Here is a 25,654-nt window from a genome sequence, read left to right as displayed (position 1 = left end):
GGAGTAATAAGATGAATGCCATTGAAATAAACAATGTATCAAAAAATTTTGGAGACACCTTGGCTGTAAATGATGTATCTTTAAAAATACCTCAAGGAACTATATATGGCCTTTTAGGTCCAAATGGAGCTGGAAAGTCTACGATTATGAAAATGCTTTCAACACTTATAACTCCTACATCAGGTGATATAAAAATTTTTAATCATGATATTAAAAAAAATAAAAAAGAAATAAAAAAAATGATAAGTTTAGTATCAGATTATACAGTCCTTGAAGAAGACTTAACTCCAGAAGAAAACTTAAAAATGTTTGCAATCATATCAGGTTTAAAAAAAGAAAAATATGAAAACAAAATAAAAAAATTAATAGAAGATTTTGGTTTAAATATATACAAGCAAAAACTAACAAAACATTTATCTTCTGGAAATAAACAAAAATTAAATATAGCAAGAGCTTTGGTAAAATCCCCTAAAATACTTCTATTAGATGAACCAACTAATGCAATAGATGTTGAAACTTCAAAATTTATAAGGGAATATATAATAAATGAAAATACATTATCAAATGTGACTGTATTAATTTCTTCTCATTATATTTGGGAAATAGAACAAATCTCTTCAAATATAGCTGTAATCTTAAATGGGAAAATTGCTATAAATGAAAAAACTGAAAAAATATATAAAGAATTTGATAAAATAATAAACATGTACGAATTTAAATCTGATGATGTACAAAAATTAAAAAATATAATAGATAAACTTAAAAATGATAAAAATATAATAAATATTAGAAATATCTCAAAAAATAAAATAATAATAGAATCTAAAGAAAAAATATTATTTGATAATGATAAAAAAGATATTTCAACAAAAAAAATAAATCCAAATCTTGAAGATATATATTCTTACATAGTTAAGAACTCATAAAGCTTAAAATACTTTATGAGTTCTTTATAATAAAGGTGGTAAAAATGAGACTTGATAAATATCTTAGTAATTCAAAAATTGGTTCACGTTCTGAGGTAAAAATATTAATAAAAAAAGGAAAAATTAAAATAAATGATTCTATTATAAAAAGTCCTTCATACAAAGTAAATAAAAATGATATAGTAAAATATGAAAACGAAAAAATAATGGCTTATGATAACATTTATATAATGTTAAATAAACCAAAAGGATATTTATCTGCAAATAAAGATTCAAATATACCAGTAGTCTTAGATCTCATTGATCATCCATTCAAAGATGATTTGTCAATAGCAGGAAGACTGGATGTCGATGTTAACGGTCTTTTAATCCTATCAAATGATGGAAATTATATTCATAAAATAATATCTCCCAAGAAAGAAGTTTATAAAACATATATAATTAAAACAAAAGAAGAAATAGAAGATGAAAAATTAAAAATGCTCATGGAACCTATGGATCTTGGAGATTTTATAACAAAAAAATCAATTGCTAAAAAATTAGATTCTAACACAATAGAACTAAAAATAACAGAAGGTAAATATCATCAAGTTAAAAGGATGATTAAAAAAATAGATCTCACATTAACAGATCTTAAGAGAACACAAATAGGATCTTTGAAATTAACTATAGAAGAAGGTGCTTATAAAGAAATGAGCAAAGAAGAAGCTTTGCTTGCAATAAGAGGTGAATAATGCTTATAAAATTAGAAAATATTTCTCATAATTTTGGTGAACAAGATCTATTTTTTGATGTAAACTTGACCGTATATGATGAAGATAGAATAGCTTTAATAGGACAAAATGGATCCGGTAAAACAACATTATTAAATATACTAACTGAAATTATAGAACCTTTAGAAGGTTCTGTTATAAAAAGTAATAAAACTCAAATTGAATTCTTAAAACAATTTAGAATGGAAAATCCAGATGAAAACTTAATTTCCTTTGTAAAAAGAGGAATAAATAATGTAGATGATATAATGATGGATAAATCTATAAAGGGTGTATTAATAGGCTTGGGATTTCCAGAGGAAACTTGGGAAAGAAAAGTAAAATCTTTAAGTGGTGGAGAATTAACAAGACTGTCTTTGGGAAAAACATTGGCTGGAAATCATAACTTACTTCTTTTAGATGAACCGACAAACCATTTAGATTTATATTCAATAAAATGGTTAACAAGTTATCTAAAGAAATATAAAGGAGCTATTATAACGGTATCTCATGACAGAAATTTTTTAAATAATCTCTGTAATAAATATTGGGAAATAAACAATTATCAAGTATGGGAATTCAAAGGACCTTTTGATAATTATATGAAACAAAGAGAAAATTTGATTTATTCAGTTGCTTCAAGAAAATCTAATCTCGAAAAAGAAATGGATAGACTTGAAAAAATGATAAAAAGGTATAGAAAATGGGCTACTGAAAAAATGGTTCGTCAAGCTATAATAAGAGAAAGATCCTTAGAAAAGATAAAAAAAGAGTATGAACAAATTGATACCATCGAAGAAGAAAGAGCTATAAAAATAAAAATACCAGAACCGCAAAAAACTGGTTATAAAGTTCTTGAAGTCACAAACTTAAAATTCGAATTCAACAATAATTCACCTTTACTAAAAGACATAAACTTTGAAGTAAATGAAGGTGAAAAAGTTTCGATAATAGGAAATAATGGTTGTGGAAAATCAACTTTATTAAAAATAATAAATAATAAATTAATTCAAAATTCTGGTCATTATAAATGGGGACACAATATAAAAATAGGATACCTCGATCAGGTAATTTCATCATTTAATAGGTTAAATGATATAATGACAGAAACTTGGAAACTTATGCCAGAATGGCCAGATTATGAAGTAAGAAAATATCTTGGAAGATTTGGTTTTGTTGGAGAAAATGTATTTAAAACTATAAATACTTTATCTGGTGGAGAATTAACAAGATTGGCATTGGCAAAAGAAATATTAAATAAACCAAATGTGTTAATCCTCGATGAGCCAACAAACCATTTAGATATATTAACAGTTCAAACATTAGAAGAAACCTTAAAAGAATTTAAAGGCGCAATAATATTAGTATCCCATGATGAGAAATTATTAAAAAATATATCAGATAAATTTATTTTCATAAAAAATGGAAAATCGCATATTTCTACAGAATTAGATGATTTTTTAGAAGAAATACAAGAAGATTCTTTTAAATTAAATAAAAAAAAGAAAGATAAAGACATACTTTTACAAATGAAAAAGATAAAAAATAGAATAAAAGCTTTAGAAAGAAGGAAAGAAGAAATAATAATAATTGCTGATGATTTATTCAAAAAAATAGACCTAACTGAAAAAGAATTAATAATAAATGGAAACAATTATTCAAAAGTTATCGAATTGATGGAGAAAAAAGAAAAATATGAAAAAAACCTTGAGAAAATAACCATAGAAGAAGATCAAATAAATCAAGAATTAGAAGAACTTTATGAATCATCTCAAAAATAATTGGTATATAATGAGAATTTATGTTATAATTATATTAAAAAGCTATGAAAAATTAACAGACTCTAATTAGGGGGTATAAATATGAAAAAAGAAATAACTGGAAATATCGGAAAAATAAAATTAGAAGGTAGAATTGATATATCAAACTCGGGAAAATTAAAAGAAATGTTATATGACTTAAAAGATAAGGGAATGAAAAAAATCATAATAGACATGGATGGACTTGAATATATAGACAGTTCTGGACTTGGAAGAATATTTTATTTTTTTGCAGATTATAAAAAAGAAAATGGTATAATGGAAATACATAATGTTTCAAATTCAAATGTCAAAAAAGTTATAGAAATAGTAAAACTCGATAAAATAATTACAATAAAATAATTATAATAAACTCCAAAGTAGTTTAATTCTACTTTGGAGTTTTAATTACAATAAAAAATTATTTGCATTAAAGATCAAAACTTCTCCAAGCTTCTCTAAATCAAGATTTTCATTTATATCATACCAAATAATACCTTCTGAAGAAAGAGATATATACACTTTATTTTCGAAATAATCTATATCTACTATTGGCAATTCCATTTCTTTTATCTTATACCTATCAGTATTAAAGATATCTACAACAAAAAATCTGCTTTGAATTGTAAAAAAAACTTTATTCTCAGAAACTATAAAATTATCTGGTTTTATATCATATTGAAAACTATCTATAACATCAAAATCATTATTTAAAATATAAAAACTATAATTTGTATAAAAAATAATTCCATTTTCAAATGTAAAAACCCCTTGAATTTTATTAGTATGAAAAAATTTTTTTGTAACTTCATAATTTTCATAATCATAAAAATATATATTATTATCATCATTAAATAAAAATCCATTACTCCATTCACACAAATCATTAACTTTTCCAGCATATAAATTATCAAAATTTTCAAATCTGAAAATTCCATCTTCATTTATAATAAAATCACCTATATTTATACTTTTAAAATTATTTACATTAATAGTCGAATCATAAGTAACTTTCTTTTTATTGTCAACAATAGAAAAAAATGTATCCCCACTTACTAAAAAACCTTTCGAATATTTTAAAACTTCTCCATTTAAATTAATATCCCATATTTTTTTCATTTCATTATCCATAAACATTATATTAGAAGAATCTTCTATTAAAATACCATTTTCAAATACTTTAAAATTATTTATATAATTTAATATATTATACTTATATACATATTCTTTTTTTAAAATATCATATACTTTAAAACCTTTTTCTCTTTGAGAAATATATATAAGATTATCATTAACTTTTATTTTAGTTCTATCAAAATTTTCTCTTATTATTTCATCACCTGCTAAATCAAAAATACCTTTTGAATTTGCATAAAAAATACCATCTTTGTTGACATAAAAAGAAGATGTCATCTCAAGAGGATAAATTTTAACAGGTTGAGTATTAGCATCATTAATAATATCTTTTATATCAAACATATAAAGACCTTTATATTCATCTAATAAATAAATATTATCCTCAAAAATTTGCATAGAAGTAGGATTAATAAAATCATTATAATGACTATATTCAAAGATTTTTCCATCTTTTATTTCAAAAGTTAAAAGTCCTAATTTTGGCCCCATAGCAAATATAAAATCATCATAATGAAGTATAGATAAAACTATTCCATTTAATTTGACATGTTGTTCTATCAATATATTAAAATCTTCTTCTATTTTAAAAGAAACTATTCCATTTTTGCCATCGGCAAGGTATACAAAATCTTCAACTTTATCAAAAGCCAATGATTCTCCATAAGTATTAAAAGAATTAATTAATTTAGGTTCTTTTATATTAGAAAAATCATATATCTTTAAACCTTCTCTATCTGTTAAATAAAGAATATTTTTTTCTTTTATAACTTCACTTATATACTTACCAGTTCTCAAATTTTCTATTATAGAATTTGTTTTAAAATCAAAAACATAAATACCATCAAAGCCTCCAAGAATTATTCCATATTCTTTTTCAAATTCAAAAGGTTTATAATCCAATTTTTTATCGTTTTTTATATCTACAATGTCTATGGTGCCAGTATTAACAGAAACATTTTCCTTTCCATCTACATTTGAATAAGCCCAAAAAATGATAAAATAAACAATTATAACGATCAATAAATATATAATAGTTCTAAAGTTTTTAAATCTATTATTAAAAGGCATTTATAATAAGTTATATAAAACTTATAAAACTTTTATTATATAATATTCAAGACCAATTTCATCATAAATTATTTTAAAAGTTTTATAATATTACACGTTTTACTATAACCTCTACCCTCCTTTATTTCATATTCTATATACGCTGTAATATACGTATTTTTTAACACAATAATATATTAATAAAAAAACTTTAAAAAAAACTTCTATTTGTAACGTTTTTAATAAATTTATTTTAAATTAAACTAGAAATATAAACTACATTTAATATTATTATAACAAAAAACAAAAGAGAGCCCAAAGGCCCCCTCTAATGATTTAAAAATTAAGTTTCTATATCAAATTTAGATCTCTTAATATCATTATTCATTTCTTTAACTGTCTGAGGAGCATTTTTCATAGCTTCTCTCCAAGTTTCAAGTAATTCAACTAAAAATCCATCAACTTCTAAAATAATTTCTTTATCCTTTTTCATATTTGCTTCAAGCAATCTTCTATTTAAATACGAATATAAAGATCTCAATCCTACAGATATATCTCCGCCAACTTCCATATTCAAAGATACATTTAACTCATTTATTATATCCTGAACCCTTTTCAATTCAAAATTTACTTCTGCTATACTTTTATCATCTATTAATTTTAAAGAACGTTGAAGCCTTTCATGTGCATTTTTATAAAGCATTTCAACTAATTTAGCAGGACTTGCAGTATTAACCGAATTTTCTAAATAAGTATTGGAATTGGGATTTTGATACATATGATCCCTCCTAATTTACTTTATGATTTAAAATTCTTTTTGATTCTTTCAAAACATCATCAAATATATTTATAATTTCTGGAAGATCGAAATCTACATTATCTGATAATTCTATATAATTTTTTGAAGCTTGAGCTTGTACTATTGTAGATAATATGCTCTTAATTTTTTCTATTTGTTGTTCATTATACGTAACTTCCCCTATATATTCATTAGTCTGATTAATTATAGTCAGTAAAGCTTCAAACCCCTCACTAAGAGATCCTAACATTTTATGTCCCTCTTGGCTATTCATCAAAACTTCTTTAGAAAGATTATCAAGATTTTCTCTAACCTTATTTATATATTCAAATCCTTCCTCTATAAGAGAATTTAATACTGATTTTTTAGTTTCAAACATAAGTTCTATAGATTCTCCACCTTCAAAAAATGCATTTTTAACCTCATCGAAATAATTTAAAGGTATTTCTTGATCATTAATTTTGATATAAGTTAAAATTCCTTTTGTATCCTCACCATAAAAATCAACTAATTTTTCAAAAGTTTCAAATTCATTTTTTTCAATTTCAAAATTTTCATTTTTTATACCACTTAAACTCAGTAAAACTTTATCGCTCATAAAAAAGCCTCCTAAAAAAGTTTATCATTATATAATCGTCTAAAAACAAAAAGGCTTTACTTACCATTTTTAATGGCATTAAATATAGATATTCCTTTACTACTGAAAATATTCTTATACCATTTCTTATAATCATTTATAATCTTATCTTCAGAAATTGCATAAACACTATCTATTTCCATTTCTATGCTAATATCTTCGAAAACTTCTTGAAGTAAATTAGTTATATTCAAAACTTTTTTAACTCCATAAGCATTTATTATATCCAACAGAAGTTTTCTTTGAAAATCTGCTTTAGTATAAATATTATTTGAAAATAAAAAATTTACATTTTTTATGAGAGTTTTAAGTTCATCAATTATATAATCTTCATCATAATCATCTTCAAAAATAATCCCATCAAGAATTTCCATCATTTCTTCTTCTATTTCATTAAATAACTCTTCATTTTCACTGTTTTGCACATCATTCCCAGAAATATTAACACTATAAACTCCATCTTCTTCAGAAAAATCTTCATTTTCAAGTATATTTTTAATCTGTTCTTCAAGATTTTCCATGTCTTCTATCATAAAATCTATTTCAACTTCATTTTCATCTTTATTATTATTGTTTTCTTTATACAAAAAATTTAGATAATTAATATAATCTTCAAAATCTGTAGAAGAATCTATGGGATCTATTATTTTCATGATATCTATATCATAAATGGAAAATATCTTATCTTCAATATCTTTTATATTATCATAATTCAAAACATCTATACCTTTTATAACTTCATCATAAACATTTGACATACTTTGAATAACTACAGGCAAAGTTTCTAATCTATACTTATTAAATTCATTCAATAAATTTGAATAAAAATTCAAAAGTATATCGGGTTTGACATTAATTTTTATGTCAAAATAATTATTATAATCCATACTACTAAATATAAGATGATGCTCAATAGTAGTTTTTTTCTTTTTCAAATAAACAAAAACTATATTAGAACTCTCTTCATTTGCAAAAAGTAAACTTTCTTTAGTAATTATTTCATTTGTCATATTATCCAAATCAGATGATAAAACTGAAGCCATATTTTTATAATTAGAATTCAAAAATTTATTTATTCTGAACAAAGTCAAAACAAGTGGAATATACTCTATATCCACTTTCAAATTTTCAAAATCATCCATTTTTTCATGACTAAATTCATTAAACATCCATTTAAAGCTTCCTGTTTTAGCTTCTACTTCAAATGTATATTTTTCAAAAATATCAAAATCATCTAATTCAGAATTATCATTAAAAAATATTTTTTTAACAGCCCAAGGCTTAACGACTAAATAATTTCTACGGCTATCTTTCAAAATTGCCAATAAAAATGCACCTCTTTTCAATCATACTTATATAATCTAAAATAAACCCCGGTAAATAAAAACAAAACAAATGCAATACCTATCCCAAGATAAGGTTTAAACCATGAAAACCATGAAATTAAACCAAAAGAAAAAACTATAATATAATTAATCAAAACCGTTGTTGAAATCTTAGTATTAAATCTACTTCTAATTTTATCATAAATATGCTCTTTATCACCATAAAAAGGTGATTTATCATTCATAATTCTCCTCAAAATAGAAAAAAACAAATCTGTAAAAAAATAAGCTGTTATGATTAAACCTATAAAATATCCACCAAAACCCGATTTAGACGTAAGATAATTAAAATTATAAAATAAAGTAAACCCTATTAAATATGATCCAGCATCTCCTAAAAAAATTTTTGCAGGATAAAAATTAAATACTAAAAATCCTAATAAAGCAAAAACAAAATATAATATATCAAAGTTTTTACTTATTATAGCAAAAAATAAAAGTGATATTAAAGCTGTTCCAGAACAAAGTCCATCCATACCATCTATCATATTAACAGCATTTATTAAAGCAACTCCCGTTATTATAAAAAGTATATTTATAATAATACTAAATCCCATATGAAAATTAACAACAGTAAAAGTAATAACAGCAAATTCAACAAATAATCTAAAAAAAGGATTAATATTTTTAATATCATCAAAAAGTCCTATAATCATTATTATAAAAGCTGGAATTATATAATATAAATCATCAAAATAAAAAGGTAAAATACTCAAAAATAAAGACAATCCACCAAGATAAGGTGTTATTTTTTTATGATTTTTAAGATTATTATCTGGTTTATCTACAATAGAAAACTTTAAAGCAAATTTAATAATAAAAGGAGTTATTAAAATATTCAAAAAAAAAGGAATAAAAATCATACTTTTCCCCCTTTTATTATAGACATAAAAGTTCCAAGTCCATAACTAATATGAAGCATTGGATAAAATATAAAATTAAACAAAAAAGATATAAAATTTTTTTCAAAAGAAAAAAACAAATCTATAATAATATATATAAATAATATAAAGATTAGAATAACTTTAAATAAATAAATATTAAGAATGGTAAATAAAATTAACATAAAAATATATATTAAAAAAAACAAAGGTATAAAATGCCTTAATCCAATTCCATTTTTATTTATTTTCAATGTTATATAATTCCAAAAACCATTGTCAAAATTCTTTTTTAAAAAACATTTTAAGTTTTTTGGAACTATATAAAAATTTTCAATCGGTAATAAATAAATATCAACATTATTTTCTCTAAATCTATAATTGAGTTCTATATCTTGATTTCTAATAAGTCTTTCATCAAAAAAACCATATTTATCAAAAAGTTCTCTCTTATAAACCCCATAAGCTACAGTATCAACTTTTTGAAGTTTATTTGAATACCTATGTTTAGAACCTCCAACACCAAAAATACTCGAATAAACTTTAGCAAAAGATTTAGATAAAATTCCTTCAGAAGCATAAGCTTTAGCTATGCCTCCACAGATTTCTGCTTTTTCATTATTTTCCAGAAAATTCATACAAACCTCTATATAATTCTCATCAAAAATAGTATGCGCTCCTGCAATCATAACAAAATCACTTTTAGAATTCTTTATCCCTATATTAAGACCAAAAGGCGTATAAATTTTTTCATTTTGAAATATTTTTATATTTTTATGTTTATCTTTAAAATCGACAATTTTTTCATAAGTTCCATCATCAGACATACCATCAACAACTATTATTTCATCGGGAACTCTTTTTTGATTAAAAAAAGAATTTATAGAATTTTCAATATTGTCAATCTCATTTCTACATACAATTATAACTGAAATAGAAAATTTATCTTGAAATTTCATTATCAACCCTCGCTTTAGAATCAGGAACATATTTTCCAATAATCGCATTTATAAGATCAAAATTATTTGATTCAATTGCCATATTTAAAAATTCAACAAAATTATTTATTTTATCATAATCTATCATATTATTAGCTTTAAGTTTAAATATTCTACTATTATTTGTTTTCAAAAATTCTTCTGTTTCTAAAAACAATTCTTCATATAATTTTTCACCTGGTCTTATACCTGTATAAACTACTTTTATATCTTGATCTGGAACATAACCAGATAATCTAATCAATTCCCTTGCAAGAGAATCTATTAAAACAGGTTCTCCCATATTCAAAATAAAAACCTCTCCATCTTCAGCATATTTTCCACTTTGTAAAACTAAAGCTACTGCTTCAGGAATAGTCATGAAATATCTTTTCATATCTTTATGAGTTACAGTAACTGGGCCACCATTTTTTATCTGTTCTTTAAATATTGGAACTACACTTCCTCTACTACCCAAAACATTTCCAAATCTAACAATACCAAATTTAGTATCAAAATCTTTAGATATAGATCTAATAAGCATTTCACCAAGCCTTTTAGATGTTCCCATTATGGAAGTTGGATTTATAGCTTTATCAGTAGATATAAATATAAATCTTTCTATATTAAACTCTCCAGAAAATCTGGCAATATTATAAGTACCTAAAGTATTAACCATAAATGCCTCAGATGGATTTTTCTCCATTAAAGGAACATGTTTATGTGCCGCAGCATGAAATACTATATCAAATTTATATTTTTTAAAAATATTATAAAGTCTTTTTTCATTAGTAACATCACATATAATCTCTTCAATCATTAAATTTGGAAATTTATTTTTTAACTCTTTATTTATCTTAAAAATACTATTTTCACCTCTACCTAAAACATACAATATTTTGGGTTTCAAAGCTGAAACTTGTCTACATATTTCACTTCCTATACTACCACCCGCACCGGTAATCAAAACATTTTTTCCTTTTATATAACTTTCTATTTCATTTAAATTAACTTCTATTTCCTTTCTCCCCAATAAATCAGAAATTTCAACATCTCTAAGAAAACCAAGAGATACTTTATTATTAAGAATTTCAAAAATTCCTGGGAGAGTCTTAACTCTTACTTTTGACTTATCTATAAAATCAAGAATATTTTTAACTTCATCTGAATTGGCTGAAGGAATAGCTATTATGACCTCATTAATTTCCATATTCTCTACATATTTCATAATATTTTCTGGTTTATCAAGCACTTCATAATTTCTTATTTTTCTACCTATTTTAGAATCATCATCATCCAAAAAACCTAAAACTATTCCCGCTTCAGGATGTCTCTCAAATTCAGATAGTAATTCAACACCAGCATCTCCAGCACCAATTATCAAAATTTTTTTGCTTAAATTAACAGCTTTTTTATCTTTCTTGCTATATGAAAACCAAAAAATTCTACTCCATGAAACAAGCAAAACTCCCAATAAACTTGCAAAAGATACAACCGAAAAAGGTAATATAAAAAAATCAGTAACATATCTACTAAAGAGTTCAAAGATAAAAAAGTTTATTAAAAATCCAAAAAATCCACTATAAAAAATAGGTAAAAGTTCTTTAAGAGTTGCAAATCTCCAAATAGATTTATAAACTCCGGTTATTTTAAAAATTACAATCATTATAAATGGATATAAAATTATAGGAGAAATATATTTAGAAAATTCATCAAAATCAAATTGAAACCTCATGAACATTGCTATTAAATAAGAGATAAAAAATAAAATATAATCTATAAAAACTATTTTATATTTTCTTTTTAAGACAAAATTCATACTTCCATCTCTCCCAAGACTTCTTTAATAGACTCAAAAACATAAACTTGTTCTTCAAAAGTTAAATTAGTAAAAAAAGGTATAGCTATTGTTAAAGATGAAATAAGTTCAGTAATTGGAAAGTCTCCATATTCAAAACCAAACTTTTCTCTATAAAATTTTTGTGTATGAACGGGTTTAAAATAATTCTTACATTGTACACCCTTTAAAGTCAATTTATTTATAAAATCATTCAAAAAATTTTGAACTTTAAAGATATTTTTACTCCACACATCTCTTTTATCAGATTCTATTCTTTCAGAAAAATCAAAATTTATAATCCACTCTGGCAAATCTAAAAAATTCGATACCCAATTTAAATCAAGCCTAATAACAAATACAAACCAACTTGGAATATTAAAATTATTTATTTTAGGCAAAACAATTCTTTTTTCTTCTGAAAAAAGATCATAATAATTTTCAGCTATTAAAGATCTCTTCTTTAAAATTTCATCCAGTCTAATCATTTGACCATATCCTAAAGCTGCTGACATTTCATCCATTCTATAATTAAATCCAATTCTTACATGTTCAAGCCATTGCATATCATCGCCTCTGCCCTGATTGGACATAGATTTACATTTTTTATAAATATCTTCACAATCAGTTATTACAATTCCACCTTCACCTGTAGTAATCTGTTTATTAGGATAAAATGCAAATGTACCAGCCTTACCAAAAGTACCAACTTTTTTCCCCTTATATTCAGCACCAATAGCCTCACAAGAATCTTCTATAATAAATATTTTATTTTTATCATAATCGATACTATCCCAGTCAAGTGATTGACCAAATATATCTACTCCCATAAAAAAAGCTCGATCTAAATCCTTTAATTTTTTATTCAACAAAGGTATAGATATATTATAATCATCCTTATCTATATCAACAAACTCAACAATCCCATCTTCATATAAAGCAACATTAGAACTCGATATAAAAGTAAAAGGAGTAGTTATCAATTTATCTCCTCTTTTAAATTCCATAGCTTTAAGAATCAAATGTAATGCAGAAGTTCCAGAATTGACAGCAATGGCATATTTAACCCCAAAATATTTTTTTATTTTTTCTTCGAACATATTGAGATATGGGCCTAATGCCAATTGATTTGATTTTAAAACATCATTAACAAAATTAATTTCAAAATCCGTAATATCTGGTGATGATAATGGAACTTTCAAAAAAATTCCCCCTTATATATAAATTGAGGGGTTTAACCCCCTCAATTAAATAAAATTATTTATTTTATCATACTCTTCTTTAGAAATCCAATTATCTTTAAAAAGCAAATATAAAAGTTCTTTGGCTTTTTCATTCGAAAGAGAGGTTACTTCATAAAATATTTTAGAATATTTTTCATTATCATTTAAAAAAGAAATATCTTTTTTTATTCTTTCATATATATTTTCAACACTATTTTCTTGAATATCAGTTTCATGAGATTCTTTTTTAGCTACATCTTTAATTTTTATTTTATCAGAAATTAGATTTTCATAATTGCCTGTTGCAGTTCCATCTTCAAAATAATGCAGAGCTGTTTCTCTAAGTAAAGAAAATAAAACAAACCATTCATAAAAATTTAGAGTTAAAACTCTAAAAAGCATTACGATACTGCCTTCTCTTAAAATTATAATTCTATTATTAACAATATTATGATTTAATTCAGATTCTTGAAGTTTCCATTGATCCTTAATGATTCTATTTATCATAAAAGTATAAGAGACCCACATTGTAAAAAATGAAAAAATGATCAAAAAAGACTTCCATTTTTCAATATTATAAAGAGAAAGTTCTTCTAAACTCAAAGCCATAACTTCATTGGTAACTTCAGTGCTAAAATAAAACAACACAATCAAAGATCCTATATAAACGAAAAGCCATAAAAAAGGGTTACCTTCTTTTTCCAAAGGAAAATTCCAATTATTGACTTTATAAACTTCTTTCATCTTTTTTATATGTTCATTACGATTTTTTATTAAAACATGATAAATAAAAAACAATAAAGCTATTCCAATAAATTGTAAAGGAGGAATATAAAAAAGAATCATTGCAATAAACACCATAAAAGGCCTCAATAATAACATAAAAACCACTCCACTATTTATTTGCAAGTTTCTCAAGTATCAAATTGACAAACCAACCTCTTTCAACTTGAATTTGTTCTCCACTTTCCATATCTTTAAAAGTAACTATATTTTTATCTATTTCATCTTCACCTATAATAACGGCAAAACTTGCATTAAGTTTATTTGCATGTTTCATTTGTGAAGAAAAACCTCTTTTTGAAATATTCATAAAAGTTTTAATACCTTTATCTCTAAGTTCTCTAGCTATTCTAACAGCCTCAAATTCGGCACTTTCACCAGAATTAACTATGTATACATCAATATCTTCACAATCATCAATAATAATATTTTCAGATTTAAGAGCCATAACAAGCCTTTCAATACCCATAGCAAAACCTATAGCTGGAGTACTATTACCACCTATTTCAGAAACCAAATTATCATATCTTCCACCAGCAGCTAAAGTTGATTGTGCACCTAAACCTTCATGTATAAATTCAAAAACAGTCTGAGTATAATAATCCAAACCTCTAACAATCTTATCATCAACTATAAAAGGAACATCCATAGTTTCTAAATGTTTTTTTACACTATCAAAATGCATTTTATCTTCATGATTTAAACTCTCAAGTATAGATGGTGCATTTTTGGCATAATTTGTATCTATTTTGCAGTCAAGTAATCTTAAAATATTATTTTCATACCTTATTTTACAATCTTCACACAAATCATCGAATTTATCAGAATAATAATTTTTTAAAATATTTTTATACTCTTCACGACTTTCTTTTTTGCCTATAGAATTAAGTCTAATAGTATAATTATTTAATCCCAATTCTTTAAATGCATCATTTATCATACAAATAACTTCAGCATCAGAAAGAGGATATTCAGTACCAAAAACTTCTGCACCTATCTGATAAAATTGTCTTAATCTACCAGCTTGGGGTTTTTCATATCTAAACATAGGACCATTATAAAATAATTTCATTGGTGAACCAAAATTAATCATAGAATTTTCAATATATGCTCTGACAACTGAAGCCGTACCTTCTGGTCTTAAAGTTATAGATCTACCGCCTTTATCTTCAAAAGTATACATCTCTTTTTGAACAATATCTGTTCCCTCACCAACACCTCTATTAAAAAGATCTGTACTCTCAAAAATTGGTGTTCTTATTTCTTTAAACCCATATTTCAAAAAAACTTTTTTCATAGTTTTTTCTATAAAGTCCCAATATTTTATATCTTCACCATAAATATCCTGAGTTCCTTTAATTCTTTTAAACTTACTCAAGTCTTGTCCTCCTCACACCCAATTATCTAATATATATATTTTATCACAAAACTATTTAAATAAACTTAAAGGGAGCTATAAGCTCCCTATAAATTTATTATTATCTTCTTCTAGACTTTCTTTTTTTATCTAAATGTTTTCTGTATTCAGAAATTTTTCTATCAGAATCTTTTAAAAAGCGTGTTAATTTCTTTTCAAAATTTTCTGAATTAGCTGCCCCTTCATCACTTGTAGATTTAGAGTCGCCTTCCCTTAATGATAACTCATATTTACCATCTTTAGTTTTACCGATAACTTTACCTGTAATCTCTTGTCCTACTTTTAAAAAGTCAGTCACGTCTTTAACATATTTCTTAGAAACCTTAGAAATATGAATAAATCCCTCTTCACCTGATTCAATCTCTACAAAAGCACCAAATTTTTTGATATCAACAACTTTGGCGTTAACAAAAGAACCTTGGGCAATACTTTCGCTCACTTAAATACCCCTGCCCTTCTAATGATTTTTCACGAGAACCTTGCAAAGTCGTGATTTCGCAATTTCGCGGCCCGGGCCCAGGCTATGGTGTTCACCTCCGAAAAGTCCAATTATTTTGACGATTGGATATTCAAGCTTTTTCTTGAAATGCAAGGCCCAATCGCCTGGATACTTTTATCTATAATAATTAAAAATTTAAAACAAAACAAAGGGAGATAATATCTCCCCTATTTTTTTACTTCTTGAGGAAGTTTTTATATCTGTTATTGAATTTCTGAATTCTTCCTTCAGTATCAAGTAGTCCAGCACCTTCACCTTTATAGAAAGGGTGACATTCTGAGCAAACATCCAATCTGAATGAATCAACTGTAGAATAAATCTTGTGTTCAGCACCACAAGCACATTTAACAGTTATGAGTTTCATTTCAGGATGTATTCCATTTTTCATAACTAATCCACCTCTTATTTATATTATTTCCGGTATATTATAGCATAATAAAATTAATAGTGTCAAGAAACATAGATAACTTAATAATAAATTAACTAATTAGACAATTATTATTCGCCACCAGAATTGTACTTATAATCAGAACTATTAACTAAATAAGTATCTTGCATATTCTTTTTTAACACTTTCAAAGGATCTATAGTAGAATTATTAGAATATCTAACTTCAAAATGGACATGAGGTCCTGTCGAAAGCCCTGTTGAGCCTACAAGGCCCAAAGTTTCACCTTTATTCAAATAATATCCTTCAGGAACTAAAATTTTGCTCATATGTCCATACATATAAAATCTATTATTATAAGAAACTTTAACATATCTTCCATATCCATCTTCATCATAGCCAACCTCTACAACCTTACCTTCAGTAGAAGCCATAACTGGTATACCTTCAGGAGCAGCTATATCAAGGCCACTATGAAACTTTCTCGTCTTATATATTGGATGTATTCTATAACCATATAAAGAAGAAATAACACCTATAACAGGCCATCCAATTTCCTGATTTCTATTATAAGAAAGACCTATTGATTCTGCAGGGATTTCAATAATTTCACCAACATATAAAAACTTTTTACTATTATCCCATTTAATATTAGCCGTATCTGTAAAATAATATTTAGACAAAATATTCAAAGTATCTTTACTTCTAACTTTATAATAAAACACATTTTTTTCTGGAATAAAAAGTTTTTGATCTTTATACAAATATTTACTATAAACAATATCTTCATTTCTATCTACCAAAACTTGAACAGAAATTCCAGTTTTATTAGAAATCTTTAAAATAGAATCATTTGATTGCACAGAATAAAAATACCCTTTTTCATAAATATCCAGACCAGAAACTTTTCTCATAATATAGCTCTTACTTTCTTTTGGTTCAACATAATTATAATCTTTAAAATTAAAATAATAATTATTAGATTTAAAAGTTTTTTCTATACCAAAAAGTTCTTTTAAAAGTTTTTCACTTATAAAAAAATCCTGATTTTTCTCAATTAAATCTGATTCAGAAAAATAATATGTTTTATTAGAATTCTTAACAACTATCTTATTATCCGGAAAAATAAAGTATTTATCAGTATCATTTTGTAATACTATCAAAAAATCATTTTTGACAACATTATCAAAGTCCGTATATTGAGATACTTTATCTATAGACAATAAAATATTTTCCCCATCAAAAAAATACTCTTTTTCTCCAATTACATTGGAAAAAAAGTATACATTAGAAAAAACAATTGATGGAATTATCAAAAAGAAAAGACAAACAAAAAAATTATTATATTTCATTTAAAATAACCTCACTATAATATTCTCTATTCAATTATATACAAAAAATTAAAAAAATGCATCAAGTTTCTAAAATTTTTACATAAAATAACATAAAAATAAAAATAGACAAAATAATTAATTATGGTAAAATTCAAATAAATATACAAAAACTATTGCAAATAAGAATATAAATATTAATTATAAAAATCACTTATAATCTGTTAATATATATATAGTAATAATTAATTTGGAGGAGCCTTATGAATACAATAAGAAAAATAACAGATATTGAAAGAATCGAGGAAAAATTGAATAGTTATTTAAAAAAACCTTTAAAAAATACTAAAGATTATTACTTAACTCTTGCACAAAAATTTTTAATGGAAAATAAACCTGAATTAGCTGAAAAAGTAAAAAAAGAATTAATAAAAAAAGAAAAAAATCAAAAAAACTCACCTGAAAAAATCTTCGAAAAACAAAAACAAATCGACTTAAATATAAAAAATAAATCTTTAAACAACTCAGAAAAAGAAAAAATAATACAAAAAATAGAAAATTTAAATATTCCTTCAAATTCTATGGAAAATATAATAGAAATAAAAAACCTATTTGCCGATGAATCATTCAGAGAAATAATTCATTATTTAAAAGAATTTGATGCAAAAAAATTAAAAGATATTAAATATTTTGATTTCACAGATATTCTTTATAAAACAGATAAAGAAACCGCATATAAATTCATTAATAAATATAAAAAATTCTTCAAAAGACCCCCAATCTATAGAGGTGTAAAATATGATTGATGAAAAATTATTGATAATAAAAATAGATGAGCTAATACAAATAATAAAAAAAGAACATAGGAAATATCAAAAAATATACAAAAATAAAAAAATAAATATAATGGATTTACAAATTAAAAATACCATTGAATCTTCTATAAAAGATTTAAGTAACTCCATAAAAGATTTAGAAAAAATAAAAAAACAAAAATTAAAATATTTAATGCCGAAAGAACATAAAAATATAAATCAATTAAAAGTCATAAATGAACATATAAAAAACAAATTCAAAACAAATGTAGATTATAAAAATGAAATATTATCTCTTTTAAAGGAATTTGATACTTTTTTAACAATAAAAGATCTTTATTATTTATTATTCCCAAGAATAAATGACAATTTAAATCCAGAAATAGATTTTAATCAAATAACTCAAGATGAAATAAGATGGCAAATTCAAACAACTTTAGCATTAAACGAATTAATAGAAGCGAACTTAATAATAAAAGAAGCAAACAAATATATTATAAACAAAGAGGTTAAAATATGATTAAAAAAAAGACCGATGAAATTTTAAATATACTTGAAGAATTAAAAAAAGAAGAAGCTTCAAAAATAGGAGAACTTCTAACAAAAACAATAGTTGAAGAAAATATTATAGAACCTGAAATTGACAAATCTAATATAATAAAAACCATCTCAATAAAAAAACAAATAAAAGAATTAAGTAATAATAGTATAAATGCTATAAATACTCTGAATAAACTACTAAAATGAAAAATCCGATCTTTCGATCGGATTTTATACTATATATAAGCTATATAAATTATCTATACTATAAATAAACTATATTAATTAATCTTATGATATAATTATATCAGATGATATGTTAAATTAACATGTTCAAAAGCTAATTTTAAATCAACAATAAGTTACTTTTTGAGTATAAATATATTGTGTCTATTAAAAAAATTACAAATTCCTTTCACACCCAAAACACATCCAAAAGATATGGTTCCAAGTTTACCCCCACCACCACCAAAATGACTATAACTATAAACAAAAATAATAGAAACAAAGAATGATACTAAAACCATAAAAGCAAAGTTATTTATCTTTTTATCAGTACTCATACCAGCAAAAGTAGATGCCATAAATAAAATTGATAAATCAACTCCTTTTTCAAAAAAGATAACAGGAAAAATTAAAGCACCCAAAAGGCTCAATATGGAAGATGAAGCTACTAAATCTTTATTTAAATAATATTGCAAAAAAAAAGTCAAAAATACTCCCAAAAAACTTATAAAAAAGACAACAAAATCTAAATCATAATAAAATTCACCTTTTATAAATGAAAAATCAAATATGAAAGATAACAAAACCCATGAAACAAAAGCTGTAGCACCAAGTTTTCCACCAATTCCTTTAAAAACATCTTTTGATAAAACATAAAAAATACCCGTTATCAAAGAAACAATAATTATATGATAAAAATCATGATATAGATCTGGAGATACCATTCCAGCAAAAGCACCCGTATAAATAGGAATACTCTTATTTTTTAAAAAAGAACTTGAAATAATACCAACTAAACTTGCCGCTATTATAGCCCCTTGTTTTAAATATATATTTAAAACGTATGCAATAAAAGCTCCTAAAAATACAAAAAAAATATCTTCAAAATTGAATTTTAAAAATTTTTTATCTTTTTTAGAAATTAAAAAAAATTCTCGAATTATTGAATTTAAAATACCCAAAATAAGAAATAAAAGTACTAAAAAAACATAAATATTATCTTGAAAAGACGATATAAAAGATAAACCAAACAAATAAATAGTAAAAAAAGAAATAATAATAAAAGAAATATATTTCAATCCCATAATCCTCCCCCTTAAAATATCAAAATATAATTTTAAAATAAATATAAGATATAATAATATTTATTAAAACTATAAAAAACCCATATTTTAAAAATCTTCCAAAAGAAACTTTCATACCTTTAAACTGGTATAATAAGGCCAAAGCAATTATATTTGCAGAAGCACCTATAGAAGTCATATTACCTCCTACACAAGCCCCAGCAGATAAATAATACCATATATTAAAGTTTATCTTTGGACTCAATTTTATAAGATTCTCAATAACAGGAATAACAGCTGCTGTAAAAGGGATATTATCAAGAAATCCAGAAATTGATGATGATATTATCAATAAAAGTCCTAAGAAAACATCTGAAGACAATGAAGTTAATCCAATTAATTTATCTGCTAAAAAAGATAACACTCCAGTTTCTTCAAGAGCTCCCGTTATTATAAACAATCCCATAAAAAATAAAATACTTTCCCATTCAACCTCTTTTAATATATGATCTATGTCATGTCTTTCTAATAAAAACAATGAAAAAAACGCTGCTATCATTGCAATTATACATGCTTCTAAATTCAACTGATGTTGAAAAACAAATAATAAAATAACTAATATTAAAAGTATAAAAGATAAAACAAATTCTTTTTTATTTTCAATCAAACTTTCAAATTCCATACTATCAATAACTTTTGATTCTATTTTCTTATTTAATTCTTTTCTAAAAACAAAAAAAACAAATCCCACTAAAGCCAACAAATTTATTAAAGATAAAGGAAACATAACTTTTGAAAAATCCACAAAAGAAATATCGGCTGCTGAAGCTATCATAATATTAGGTGGATCCCCTATAATAGTAGCTGTTCCTCCAATATTAGAAGCAAATATTTCTGCCAATATTAAAGGAAAATATTCTAAATCTAAAGAATCACAAATGGCCAATGAAATTGGAATAAATATAAGTATAGTAGTAACATTATCAATAACGCTTGAAATCAAAGCAACTAATAATATTAAAATAAAATACAAGCTCTTAACACTATGCCCAACTTTTTTTAAAGTATATACCCCTATAAAAGTAAAAATATTTCTTTTTTTTAGAACATTGACAAAAATCATCATGCCTAATAAAAGAAATATAGTGTTAAAATCAATATAATCAGTAAAAGCATCCATCTGATCTTCAAAAACTCCTATAATAATAACAATAAGAGCCCCCAACATTGAAGCAGTAGTTCTATTTATTTTATGGGTTATTATGGCAATCATTACAAAGATAAATACTCCTATAGAAACAATCTCATAAAACATAAAAATCAACTCCTAAAAATAAATTTACATAATTAAGAATTATACACTTTTAATTGTTAGCATTCAATACAAAATATTTCAATAATTTAGAATAGTTGTAAAGAATATATTCAAATAAAGAAAAATTTGATTTTACAAAATTATGTTATAATCAAAAATAGAAAATGAAAAAAGGAGCAAAAAAAATGAAAGAAATGACAGTTGATGTATTTATAGAAATACCAAAAGGAAGCAGAAATAAATATGAATATGATAAAGAAAACAAATTAATAAGATTTGATAGAATGTTATTTTCATCTATGCATTATCCAACTGATTACGGATTTATACCAAATACATTATCTTTAGATGGCGACCCAATAGATGTTTTAGTATTAGTATGGGAAAGTACTTTTCCAGGTTGCGTAATCGAAGCTGTACCAATTGGAATGTTCATGATGGAAGATGAAAAAGGTCCTGATGAAAAAATACTATGTGTTCCTAAAAAAGATCCTTTATGGAATCATATAGAAAATCTTTCTGAAGTTCCTTCTCATTTTTTAGCTGAAATAGAACATTTCTTTTCTGTATACAAAGAATTAGAAGAAAAAAAGGTAAAAACAGATGGCTGGAAAAGCAAAGAAGCAGCAATTCAAGCTATAAAAGATGGCTTTGAAAGATATAAAAAAGCAAACAAATAAAAACAACTTATTCTGTAATTACAGAATGAGTTGTTTTTTAAATGGGGAGATATAAAATGTTTAAAAAAAATGAAACTCTTTTATTCATAGGAGATAGTATAACCGATTCTGGAGCAACTTACAAGGAACCTGATGAAATTGGTAATGGATTCGTTAGACATATAAATGATTTCTTAAAAATAAAAAATCCAGAAAAAAAATTAAACATAATAAATAAAGGAATCGGGGGAAATAAAAGTATAGATTTATTAAAAAGATGGGAAAAAGACGTAATAAAAGAAAATCCTGATTTATTATTTATATTTATAGGAACAAATGAAATACTTGGAAAATACTTTGAAGATCCGTTTATAAGCGATATTGATATATTTGAATTAAATTTAATAAATATGATAGAACAAACCAATAAAAAAACAAATATAAAATTGATGAATTTAATACCTTATACAAAAAAAATAAAAAATCAATTTTTATTTGGAAAAGATCTTTATTCAAAAGAAAATTTAGAAATAATAAAATATAATAAAACAATAGAAAAAATAGCAAATCATTACAATTTAACATATATTAATCTATATGAAGATTTTAAAAAATTAGATGATTTAGACATAGATCTAACAATAGATGGAATACATCCAAATTCAAAAGGTCATATGTTAATATTCACAAAAATATTAAAGACCTTAAAAAAGGAGATATATATATGAGTTTTGAAGGAATTCTCATAGGTTTTTTTGCTTTTATAATCATAGGTATATTTCATCCAATAGTAATAAAAACAGAATATTATTTTGGGAAAAAAACTTGGCCAATTTTTCTAATATTAGGAATAATATTCATAATAATTTCAATATTTATAAACAACACTTTAATCTCTTCAATGATATCTATAACTGGTTTTTCATGTCTTTGGAGTATACATGAAATAATAGAACAAGAAGAAAGAGTAAAAAAGGGTTGGTTCCCCAAAAATCCTAACAAAAAAAATTAATTATAAAATCTAAAAAAAGTCTACTAAAAACTGTGAATTAAAAAATTCACAGTTTTTTATTTATTTTTTTAAAAATAAACTTATTTTTTTTAATATAAAAAGACTTGACTTTTATTTTTTTAAATATTATAATAAAAATATGAAAAATAATTATGGTTTTTATAAAAATATTTAAAATACACTTTAATAAAATAAAGGTGGTGTTGTATATGTCATTCACTGTAATAGCCGAAAATTTAGAAAAAAAATTCATCATCAAAAAGAAAAAATTATTTAAAAAAACAGAAAAAAAAGAACTTAAAGCTGTAAAAGATATAAGTTTTCAAATAAAAAAAGGAGAAATATTTGGCCTCTTAGGTCCAAATGGGGCTGGAAAAACAACTACTATAAAAATGCTCTCTGGTTTATTAAAACCTTCCAATGGGAAAATTTTTCTAAACAATATAGATGTAAATAAAGAACCTTTAAAAGCATTAAAAAATATAGGAACAGTTTTAGCAGGAGATAGAAGCGTATATTGGAAATTAACGGCAAGAGAAAATCTTGAATATTTTGCTGCATTATATGGTTATAACGGAAAAGAAGGTAAAAAAAGAACTCAATATATTTTAAATAAAATAGATTTAGAAGATAGAGCTGATGAATTAGTAGAAAAATATTCTACAGGAATGAAACAAAAAGTTGCACTAGGAAAAGCTTTAATTCCAGATGCTCCTGTAGTTTTATTAGATGAACCGACTTTAGGTTTGGATCCTCAAGCAGCTTTAAATTTAAGAAAAATAATTTTAAATTTAAAAGATGAAGGAAAAACCATACTATTAACAACACATTATATGGAAGAAGCAGATTTTTTATCTGACAGAATAGCAATAATAGACAACGGTGAAATAATTGCAATCGATACTCCAGAAAAATTAAAGAAATCTTTAAATGAAACTAAAAAAATAAAATTTAAAATTACTAATTATTCAAAAAAATTAGAAAAAGAATTAAATCAAATAAAAAACATAAAAAATCTCATGTATAAATACGATGCAAATGAAGAAAAACATATAATAATTATTCATCAAAATAATGGTCATGAAATTATAGATGATGTATTAAACATATTAAATACTAATAATTCCAAAATTTTAAGCATGAATATAAAAGAAACAACACTTGAAGATGTTTTCTTAAATATAACTGGAAAAAACCTAAAAAATTAAATAATTGGGGGGATTTTAAATGAACAGACTAAAAACAATATATGCCGTATTCAAAAGTCAATTTATAATTCTAATAAGATATCCAACTTGGATAATACAACTTTTATTTTGGCCTTTAATATTTCCTTTAATATATATATTAAGTGCCATAGGCTTATCTGGTCCAGATAATTCCGGATTAAAAAATTTTCAAAACATTACTGGAACAGATAATTATATAGCTTATATAATAATTGGAACTATTACTTGGATGTGGGTTAACATGCTACTTTGGACTTTTGGAACATACTTAAGAGAAGAACAAATGCTTGGAACTTTAGAATCTAATTGGTTAACTCCTACAAAAAAATTTGATTTTTTAATTGGTGCAGGATTAATATCACTTTTTATAGCTTTAATAACAAATATAATAGCAATAGCGGAATATATTTTGATATATAGAATACAATTCCAAGCACCAATTTTAATGTGGTTTGTAATATTTTTAATAATGATGCCAGGAGCATTTGGAATAGGAAGTATCTTTGCAAGTATAGTTCTATGGGCAAAAGAAGCAGGGGCTATGGTGAATATAGCAAGAGGTATAATAATGATAGTTTGTGGAATAACTTTTCCAATATCTGTAATTCCTGATTGGCTTCAAATGATATCAAAAATAATACCAATTACTCATGGAATAGAAGCAGCAAGACTAATAATGTTAAATGGTTATACTTTAAAAGAAGCTTCCTCTCCAATATTTAAAACTATAATTATTGGAATAATATATATAATTATAGGAAGATTATTTTTTGCATTTACAGAATATAAAGCCAAAACAACGGGTTCATTTGATAGATATTAAAATAGTGACTTGAAAAATAGAGCAATAAAAAAGGGATATGAAATAAAAAACAAGTAAACGAAAAGCAACAAAAATAAAAACAAGTAAAAAAAGGAATAAAAAGCGATAAAAAAGAGAAAAAAGAGAAGGGAAGAAAGAAAAAAAGATAGCAAAA

At 24.2% G+C, this 25,654-nt stretch carries 27 protein-coding genes; 12 read left to right on the top strand and 15 right to left on the bottom strand.

Annotation, left to right across the window (positions count from 1 at the left end; genetic code table 11):
- Nucleotides 1-11 precede the first annotated feature (11 nt).
- The 4 genes from C7380_RS08805 (at nt 12) to C7380_RS08790 (ending at nt 3,840) form a co-directional block, all read left to right on the top strand.
- Nucleotides 12-926, top strand: coding sequence for an ABC transporter ATP-binding protein (locus C7380_RS08805; RefSeq protein ID WP_109605137.1), 915 nt, complete (start codon nt 12-14; stop codon nt 924-926).
- A gap of 44 nt (nt 927-970) precedes the next feature.
- Nucleotides 971-1,660: a pseudouridine synthase gene (locus tag C7380_RS08800; protein ID WP_109605136.1), complete on the top strand. Its 690-nt coding sequence runs from the start codon at nt 971-973 to the stop codon at nt 1,658-1,660.
- The gene (gene abc-f / locus C7380_RS08795) at nt 1,660-3,459 is read left to right on the top strand and encodes a ribosomal protection-like ABC-F family protein (protein WP_109605135.1); all 1,800 of its coding nucleotides are present in this window, start codon (nt 1,660-1,662) and stop codon (nt 3,457-3,459) included. Before C7380_RS08800 ends, abc-f begins: the two co-directional genes overlap by 1 nt.
- Nucleotides 3,460-3,540: 81 nt before the next feature.
- On the top strand, nt 3,541-3,840 hold the full coding sequence (locus tag C7380_RS08790) for an STAS domain-containing protein (RefSeq protein WP_109605134.1): 300 nt from the start codon (nt 3,541-3,543) through the stop codon (nt 3,838-3,840).
- A 45-nt stretch (nt 3,841-3,885) separates the two neighbouring features.
- On the opposite strand, the gene C7380_RS08785 is transcribed toward C7380_RS08790, so the two are convergent.
- From C7380_RS08785 to C7380_RS08725, 13 genes are all read right to left on the bottom strand, one after another.
- Nucleotides 3,886-5,682, bottom strand: coding sequence for an LVIVD repeat-containing protein (locus tag C7380_RS08785; protein ID WP_109605133.1), 1,797 nt, complete (start codon nt 5,680-5,682; stop codon nt 3,886-3,888).
- 322 nt (nt 5,683-6,004) lie between these two features.
- Nucleotides 6,005-6,439, bottom strand: coding sequence for a flagellar export chaperone FliS (gene fliS / locus C7380_RS08780; RefSeq protein WP_109605132.1), 435 nt, complete (start codon nt 6,437-6,439; stop codon nt 6,005-6,007).
- Nucleotides 6,440-6,449: 10 nt separating this feature from the next.
- The gene (locus tag C7380_RS08775; RefSeq protein WP_109605131.1) at nt 6,450-7,058 is read right to left on the bottom strand and encodes a DUF8042 domain-containing protein; all 609 of its coding nucleotides are present in this window, start codon (nt 7,056-7,058) and stop codon (nt 6,450-6,452) included.
- Nucleotides 7,059-7,114: 56 nt separating this feature from the next.
- Nucleotides 7,115-8,422 carry a hypothetical protein gene (locus C7380_RS08770; RefSeq protein WP_146192163.1) on the bottom strand — a complete coding sequence of 436 codons (1,308 nt, stop codon included), beginning with the start codon at nt 8,420-8,422 and terminating at the stop codon, nt 7,115-7,117.
- Nucleotides 8,423-8,439: 17 nt separating this feature from the next.
- Nucleotides 8,440-9,345: a glycosyltransferase family 4 protein gene (locus tag C7380_RS08765; RefSeq protein WP_109605129.1), complete on the bottom strand. Its 906-nt coding sequence runs from the start codon at nt 9,343-9,345 to the stop codon at nt 8,440-8,442.
- Nucleotides 9,342-10,322: a glycosyltransferase family 2 protein gene (locus tag C7380_RS08760; protein ID WP_158274859.1), complete on the bottom strand. Its 981-nt coding sequence runs from the start codon at nt 10,320-10,322 to the stop codon at nt 9,342-9,344. The genes C7380_RS08765 and C7380_RS08760 overlap by 4 nt, the downstream gene beginning before the upstream one ends.
- Complete coding sequence (locus tag C7380_RS08755) at nt 10,306-12,159, bottom strand: nucleoside-diphosphate sugar epimerase/dehydratase (RefSeq protein WP_109605127.1); 1,854 nt, start codon at nt 12,157-12,159, stop codon at nt 10,306-10,308. Before C7380_RS08755 ends, C7380_RS08760 begins: the two co-directional genes overlap by 17 nt.
- A complete protein-coding gene (locus C7380_RS08750) occupies nt 12,156-13,379 on the bottom strand; it encodes a DegT/DnrJ/EryC1/StrS family aminotransferase (protein WP_109605126.1) in 1,224 nt (407 codons plus the stop codon). Before C7380_RS08750 ends, C7380_RS08755 begins: the two co-directional genes overlap by 4 nt.
- 45 nt (nt 13,380-13,424) lie before the next feature.
- Nucleotides 13,425-14,282, bottom strand: coding sequence for a hypothetical protein (locus C7380_RS08745; protein ID WP_109605125.1), 858 nt, complete (start codon nt 14,280-14,282; stop codon nt 13,425-13,427).
- 13 nt (nt 14,283-14,295) lie between these two features.
- The gene (gene hisS / locus C7380_RS08740; protein WP_109605124.1) at nt 14,296-15,561 is read right to left on the bottom strand and encodes a histidine--tRNA ligase; all 1,266 of its coding nucleotides are present in this window, start codon (nt 15,559-15,561) and stop codon (nt 14,296-14,298) included.
- Nucleotides 15,562-15,661: 100 nt separating this feature from the next.
- Nucleotides 15,662-16,039 carry a S1 RNA-binding domain-containing protein gene (locus C7380_RS08735; RefSeq protein ID WP_206050574.1) on the bottom strand — a complete coding sequence of 126 codons (378 nt, stop codon included), beginning with the start codon at nt 16,037-16,039 and terminating at the stop codon, nt 15,662-15,664.
- A 235-nt stretch (nt 16,040-16,274) separates the two neighbouring features.
- Nucleotides 16,275-16,487 (bottom strand): 50S ribosomal protein L31, encoded by a 213-nt coding sequence (gene rpmE / locus C7380_RS08730; RefSeq protein WP_109605123.1) that lies wholly within the window; start codon nt 16,485-16,487, stop codon nt 16,275-16,277.
- A 110-nt stretch (nt 16,488-16,597) separates the two neighbouring features.
- On the bottom strand, nt 16,598-17,839 hold the full coding sequence (locus tag C7380_RS08725; protein WP_109605122.1) for a M23 family metallopeptidase: 1,242 nt from the start codon (nt 17,837-17,839) through the stop codon (nt 16,598-16,600).
- Between the two features lie 242 nt (nt 17,840-18,081).
- Between C7380_RS08725 and C7380_RS13550 the strand changes: the two genes are divergently transcribed.
- Genes C7380_RS13550 through C7380_RS08705 form a run of 3 tightly spaced genes read left to right on the top strand, consistent with a single transcriptional unit; the run spans nt 18,082 to nt 19,380 of the window.
- Nucleotides 18,082-18,624 carry a hypothetical protein gene (locus tag C7380_RS13550; protein ID WP_158274858.1) on the top strand — a complete coding sequence of 181 codons (543 nt, stop codon included), beginning with the start codon at nt 18,082-18,084 and terminating at the stop codon, nt 18,622-18,624.
- On the top strand, nt 18,617-19,153 hold the full coding sequence (locus tag C7380_RS08710; protein ID WP_109605119.1) for a hypothetical protein: 537 nt from the start codon (nt 18,617-18,619) through the stop codon (nt 19,151-19,153). The genes C7380_RS13550 and C7380_RS08710 overlap by 8 nt, the downstream gene beginning before the upstream one ends.
- Nucleotides 19,150-19,380: a hypothetical protein gene (locus tag C7380_RS08705; protein ID WP_109605118.1), complete on the top strand. Its 231-nt coding sequence runs from the start codon at nt 19,150-19,152 to the stop codon at nt 19,378-19,380. The genes C7380_RS08710 and C7380_RS08705 overlap by 4 nt, the downstream gene beginning before the upstream one ends.
- 155 nt (nt 19,381-19,535) lie before the next feature.
- On the opposite strand, the gene C7380_RS08700 is transcribed toward C7380_RS08705, so the two are convergent.
- Nucleotides 19,536-20,483, bottom strand: a complete 948-nt coding sequence (locus C7380_RS08700; protein WP_109605117.1) for a hypothetical protein — start codon at nt 20,481-20,483, stop codon at nt 19,536-19,538.
- 19 nt (nt 20,484-20,502) lie between these two features.
- A complete protein-coding gene (locus tag C7380_RS08695) occupies nt 20,503-21,777 on the bottom strand; it encodes an ArsB/NhaD family transporter (protein ID WP_109605116.1) in 1,275 nt (424 codons plus the stop codon).
- Nucleotides 21,778-21,962: 185 nt separating this feature from the next.
- Between C7380_RS08695 and C7380_RS08690 the strand changes: the two genes are divergently transcribed.
- The 5 genes from C7380_RS08690 to C7380_RS08670 all read left to right on the top strand — a co-directional run bounded on the left by C7380_RS08690 (nt 21,963) and on the right by C7380_RS08670 (nt 25,500).
- Nucleotides 21,963-22,457, top strand: coding sequence for an inorganic diphosphatase (locus C7380_RS08690; RefSeq protein ID WP_109605115.1), 495 nt, complete (start codon nt 21,963-21,965; stop codon nt 22,455-22,457).
- Between the two features lie 56 nt (nt 22,458-22,513).
- Nucleotides 22,514-23,164, top strand: coding sequence for an SGNH/GDSL hydrolase family protein (locus C7380_RS08685; RefSeq protein ID WP_158274857.1), 651 nt, complete (start codon nt 22,514-22,516; stop codon nt 23,162-23,164).
- Nucleotides 23,161-23,448 (top strand): DUF4491 family protein, encoded by a 288-nt coding sequence (locus tag C7380_RS08680; protein ID WP_109605113.1) that lies wholly within the window; start codon nt 23,161-23,163, stop codon nt 23,446-23,448. The genes C7380_RS08685 and C7380_RS08680 overlap by 4 nt, the downstream gene beginning before the upstream one ends.
- A gap of 209 nt (nt 23,449-23,657) precedes the next feature.
- Nucleotides 23,658-24,656, top strand: coding sequence for an ABC transporter ATP-binding protein (locus C7380_RS08675; protein WP_109605112.1), 999 nt, complete (start codon nt 23,658-23,660; stop codon nt 24,654-24,656).
- Nucleotides 24,657-24,675: 19 nt separating this feature from the next.
- A complete protein-coding gene (locus tag C7380_RS08670; RefSeq protein ID WP_109605111.1) occupies nt 24,676-25,500 on the top strand; it encodes an ABC transporter permease in 825 nt (274 codons plus the stop codon).
- The last annotated feature ends 154 nt before the right edge of the window (nt 25,501-25,654 follow it).

The organism is Oceanotoga teriensis (assembly GCF_003148465.1).
GTDB lineage: Bacteria > Thermotogota > Thermotogae > Petrotogales > Petrotogaceae > Oceanotoga > Oceanotoga teriensis.
Note: the sequence above shows the minus strand (reverse complement) of the source record. Positions and strands in the feature narration are given on the sequence as shown.

Bases quoted from the DNA above. Each gene is read 5' to 3' on its own strand.
- C7380_RS08805 (WP_109605137.1), top strand. From the start codon at position 12: ATGAATGCCATTGAAATAAACAATGTATCAAAAAATTTTGGAGACACC.
- C7380_RS08800 (WP_109605136.1), top strand. From the start codon at position 971: ATGAGACTTGATAAATATCTTAGTAATTCAAAAATTGGTTCACGTTCT.
- abc-f (WP_109605135.1), top strand. From the start codon at position 1,660: ATGCTTATAAAATTAGAAAATATTTCTCATAATTTTGGTGAACAAGAT.
- C7380_RS08790 (WP_109605134.1), top strand. From the start codon at position 3,541: ATGAAAAAAGAAATAACTGGAAATATCGGAAAAATAAAATTAGAAGGT.
- C7380_RS08785 (WP_109605133.1), bottom strand. From the start codon at position 5,682: ATGCCTTTTAATAATAGATTTAAAAACTTTAGAACTATTATATATTTA.
- fliS (WP_109605132.1), bottom strand. From the start codon at position 6,439: ATGTATCAAAATCCCAATTCCAATACTTATTTAGAAAATTCGGTTAAT.
- C7380_RS08775 (WP_109605131.1), bottom strand. From the start codon at position 7,058: ATGAGCGATAAAGTTTTACTGAGTTTAAGTGGTATAAAAAATGAAAAT.
- C7380_RS08765 (WP_109605129.1), bottom strand. From the start codon at position 9,345: ATGATTTTTATTCCTTTTTTTTTGAATATTTTAATAACTCCTTTTATT.
- C7380_RS08760 (WP_158274859.1), bottom strand. From the start codon at position 10,322: ATGAAATTTCAAGATAAATTTTCTATTTCAGTTATAATTGTATGTAGA.
- C7380_RS08755 (WP_109605127.1), bottom strand. From the start codon at position 12,159: ATGAATTTTGTCTTAAAAAGAAAATATAAAATAGTTTTTATAGATTAT.
- C7380_RS08745 (WP_109605125.1), bottom strand. From the start codon at position 14,282: ATGTTATTATTGAGGCCTTTTATGGTGTTTATTGCAATGATTCTTTTT.
- rpmE (WP_109605123.1), bottom strand. From the start codon at position 16,487: ATGAAAAATGGAATACATCCTGAAATGAAACTCATAACTGTTAAATGT.
- C7380_RS08725 (WP_109605122.1), bottom strand. From the start codon at position 17,839: ATGAAATATAATAATTTTTTTGTTTGTCTTTTCTTTTTGATAATTCCA.
- C7380_RS13550 (WP_158274858.1), top strand. From the start codon at position 18,082: ATGAATACAATAAGAAAAATAACAGATATTGAAAGAATCGAGGAAAAA.
- C7380_RS08710 (WP_109605119.1), top strand. From the start codon at position 18,617: ATGATTGATGAAAAATTATTGATAATAAAAATAGATGAGCTAATACAA.
- C7380_RS08705 (WP_109605118.1), top strand. From the start codon at position 19,150: ATGATTAAAAAAAAGACCGATGAAATTTTAAATATACTTGAAGAATTA.
- C7380_RS08700 (WP_109605117.1), bottom strand. From the start codon at position 20,483: ATGGGATTGAAATATATTTCTTTTATTATTATTTCTTTTTTTACTATT.
- C7380_RS08695 (WP_109605116.1), bottom strand. From the start codon at position 21,777: ATGTTTTATGAGATTGTTTCTATAGGAGTATTTATCTTTGTAATGATT.
- C7380_RS08690 (WP_109605115.1), top strand. From the start codon at position 21,963: ATGAAAGAAATGACAGTTGATGTATTTATAGAAATACCAAAAGGAAGC.
- C7380_RS08685 (WP_158274857.1), top strand. From the start codon at position 22,514: ATGTTTAAAAAAAATGAAACTCTTTTATTCATAGGAGATAGTATAACC.
- C7380_RS08680 (WP_109605113.1), top strand. From the start codon at position 23,161: ATGAGTTTTGAAGGAATTCTCATAGGTTTTTTTGCTTTTATAATCATA.
- C7380_RS08675 (WP_109605112.1), top strand. From the start codon at position 23,658: ATGTCATTCACTGTAATAGCCGAAAATTTAGAAAAAAAATTCATCATC.
- C7380_RS08670 (WP_109605111.1), top strand. From the start codon at position 24,676: ATGAACAGACTAAAAACAATATATGCCGTATTCAAAAGTCAATTTATA.